The following is a 3,722-nucleotide window of genomic DNA, read 5'->3' as shown; positions in this document are numbered from 1 at the left end:
CAGCGCGTGGATCAGGTGGTTGCCGCCGATCGAGAGCGCGTCGCCGTCACCGGTGACCACCCAGACCGACAGGTCCGGCCGGCTCACCGACAGGCGCCCGTACCCGGTCATCCGGATCAATCAGTAGGTGCGGACCCGCACGTTGCGGATCTCGATCACGTCGCTGTTGCCGTGGTTCTGCAACCCGACGAAACCGCTGAGGAACTGGCGCATGTCGGTCGGCGGGTCACCCGCGCGCGACGACTGCTTGCCCGGCGTGTTGTCGAACTCGTTGATCACCACGCCGTTGCGGATCATCATGTAGCGCTGGCCGATCACGCGGATCTCGTAGTCGTTCCAGACGCCCTTCTCGGTGGCCCCGGACTCGGCCAGGTTGTTCGGGTCGAAGTTGTAGACCGAGCCGGTCTTCTGCGGCTCGCCCGTCGCGCCGTCGTAGATCTGGATCTCGTGGCCGCAGAAGATCGCGACCCAGGCCTGCGACGACCGTGCCGACCCGACCGTCCCGCAGGAACCCGGCGGGCGCTGCTCCAGCGGGGTGCGCGGGTCCGGGAACCGGACGAACACACCGCTGTTGGCCCGGACGGTGTCCGGCGAGATGTCCTTGAACTGCAACTTGATCGAGTAGTCCGCGAACGCCTGGTCCGCGTACCACAGCATGCCCAGGCCGCCGCTGCTGCGGATCGAGCCGTCCGGCCGGAGGCCGAAGTTGCCGCTGGGCGCCTGCCGCCAGCCGGCCAGCGAGTACGCCGATCCGTCGAAGATCGTCTGGTACCCGTTGGTGGCGCCGATCGGCGACTGGGTGCCGGTCCGCCGCAGCGAGTTGGCCTCCTGGTTGTCGATGACGTGGGCCGTGGTCAGCTCCGTGATCACCGTGTCGAGGTGGTCGGCGAAGGCGCCCCGGTTGGGCCACGTCGTCTCGTCGTCGATCAGGTCGTTGATCGTGCAGCCGCCGCCGACCTGCCGGTTGGCCACGCCGCTGTCGGTCTCCAGGAAGTAGACCGTCGGCCGGGCGTCGGCCGCGACACACCCGGCGGTGACCGGGATGCTCGACTCGACGACCTCACCGTCGGCGTACGTCACCTTGAGCTTGGCGGTGAAGGTCCCGTAGCGCTTGTAGGTGTGCTTCGGGTGCGGGGCCGTGGAGCCCTTGGTGTTGTCGCCGAAGTCCCACTCCCAGGCCACGCCGCCGACCCGGTTGCTGTTGAACTCGATCGTGCGGGGCGTGGTCGGGGTCGCCGACTTCGCCGTCGCCAGGCTCGGGTTCGGGGTCGCCTGACCACCGCTGTAGGTGATCCGGATCAGCTTCTGGTTGCCGTGCAGGCTGAAGAAGCCGCCCGCGTAGTCGAGCATGTAGAGCGCGCCGTCCGGGCCGAACTTGGCGTCCATCCAGGACTGGAGCTGGGTCTGCCCGTTGGTGCCGCCCGGGATGATGCGGCGCAGGTCCTCGGCGAACGCCGGGGCACCCGCCTCGCGGGCCGTCTCCGGGTTGACGGTGACGGCGATCCGGTTGTTGGCGTTGGACTGGTCACCGATGAACCACTTGTCGTCCCAGTACGCCGGCCAGGCCACACCGCTGTTCACGTCGACGTTCTCGCGGTGGTAGGTCGGACCGTCCATGATGGCCTGTCCGCCACCCGTCAGGTAAGGCTGGGTGTAGGTGGTCTCGGACTGCACGTAGGTGGGCAGCCCGCTGCCGTCGGTGCGCTTCGGGAAGACCGGGCCACCGCCCTGCGGCGAGTACCAGATCATGTTGTCGCGGATCGGCGGCAGGTTGACCAGACCGGTGTTGCGCGGCGACTCGTTCTTCGGGTTGTCGCAGTCGTACCAACCGGTCAGCTGGGTCGCGTCGGTGTTGCTGCGGTCGCGGTACGGCTGCCGGTTGCCCATGCAGTACGGCCACCCGTGGTTGCCGGCCTGCGTGATGATGGTCGCCGTCTCGTACTTGGCCGGGCCCAGCTCCGGGCTCGGCGCACCCGCGTCGGGGCCGACCCAACCGGCGGTGAGCCAGTTGTTGACCGGGTCCCAGGCGATCCGGGCGATGTTGCGCACGCCCATCACGTAGATCTCCGGACGGGCCTTGCCGCCACCGCCCTCGTGGCCGGTGAACAGGTTGCCGTCGGGGATCGTGTAGGTGCCGTCGTCCTCGGGGTGGATCCGGATGATCTTGCCGTTCAGGTCGTTCGTGTTGCCGGCGGTGCGGCGGGCGTCCTGGAACGACGTGCCCGCGAACTCCTGCGTCCAGTTGTTGCCGGAGTAGCCGTCGGAGCCGCCGGACGAGTTGCTGTCACCGGAGCCGATGTAGAGGTTGCCGGACTCGTCGAAGGTCATGCCGCCACCGGCGTGGCAGCAGCTGTGGATCTGCGTGTCCCAGTGCAGCAGGTCCTTGCGCGTCGCCTGATCGATCGTCTGCGCGGCCTTGTCGTAGGTGAACCGCGAGACGGTCCGCTGGCCGATCCGCTTCTCGCGGTCGATCGACTCGTGCGGCATCCAGTAGACGTAGACCCAGCCGTTCTCGGCGAACTTCGGGTCGAGGGTGATGCCGACCAGGCCTTCCTCGTTCTTGACGAGCTCGCTGCCACTGCCCCGGTTGCCCATCACCCGCAGCGTGGTGAGGAGCTTGACCTGCTTGGTACGCGGGTCCCAGGAGTGGATGGTGCCGCAGCCGAGGCCGACGTTCGGGTTGCTCCAGTCGACGACCGGGCCGCTCGGGCAGGCCGCCTTGCCGATGTAGAAGACGGTGCCGTCGTTGGCGATCGTCAGGCCGTGCGGCTCGCCGATCTGGTCGAGCTGGCCGGGCTGGTTGGCCGCGGTCAGGCGCTCGACCTTGTAGTTCGACGCGATGGTCGCCTGGCAGTCACCGCGCACGAGGCCGGTGGTCCACTGGATCGCGCCGAGCAGGTGGCCCAGGAACTTCGTGTCGGTGGTGTAGCTGGCGTCGGTGCGCCCCATGCCGGTGTAGAAGGAGCGGCCGCCGTCGTAGTCCCGGCACCAGGAGATCGGGTGGAACGCGCCGTTGCCCGACAGGCCGGCGTTGTACGTGTGCTCCTGCACCTGGGCGATCGTCTGCACGTTGCCGGTCGGGTTCGGGTCCCAGTTGATCCACTGGTCCGACCGGGTCCAGGTCAGCGGCAGGCCCTTGTTGGCCGGGTGCTGCCGGTCGGTGACGCTGACCGTCGCCTGCTGCACGTTGGCCTCCGGCGGCGGGCCGGCGTCCGGGCCGATCAGGAAGATCTCGGCGAGCTGCGTGGCCGACTCGCCGCTGTTGGCCGTGATGTCCAGCCGGTAGTACAGGTAGGCGGTCGTGTTGGTGAAGGAGAACTGCCGGGTCTGGAACCGCTGGTCGAACACCTGGTTGGTGCGGGTGTCCAGGTCGGTCCAGGACTGGCCGTCGTTCGAGCCCTGCAGCTTCCAGTCGCGCGGGTCGCGGCCGGCGAAGTCGTTGGCCGAGGTCAGCGCGTACCGGTTGATCACGGTGGGGGCCGCGAGCTTGCCCTGTAGCCAGGCGGTGCGGGCGAAGCCGAGCCACTTCGTGCCGGTCCGGCCGTCGAAGAGGTTCGCGACGACCTCGTTCGGCGGGTTGTTGGCGCTGGCCGCGGACTCCACGACCTTCTCGGCGTTGGGCAGGCTCGGCGCCGGCCGCGTGCCGATCAGGCCGGTGAACCACTCCGAGCCCGGCTGGGCCCGGGCCGCAGCGCCGTGAACGGGGTGACCGTGATCGTGCC

At 68.8% G+C, this 3,722-nt stretch carries 1 protein-coding gene and 1 pseudogene; both read right to left on the bottom strand.

Translation table 11 applies throughout. The features are described 5' to 3' along the window. A pseudogene (locus AB0H87_RS39370) lies at positions 1–93 on the bottom strand (2-oxoacid:ferredoxin oxidoreductase subunit beta); the annotation flags it as partial. 27 nt (positions 94–120) lie between these two features. Continuing rightward, positions 121–3,722 (bottom strand): family 16 glycoside hydrolase (locus AB0H87_RS39365; RefSeq protein WP_360158163.1); only part of this gene is annotated, 3,602 nt, incomplete at its 5' end.

Origin of the sequence: Asanoa sp. NPDC050611, from assembly GCF_040654855.1 — a bacterium.
GTDB lineage: Bacteria > Actinomycetota > Actinomycetes > Mycobacteriales > Micromonosporaceae > Asanoa.
The sequence above is the reverse complement of the archived record's forward strand: the minus strand, read 5'-3'. Positions and strand labels throughout refer to the sequence as shown.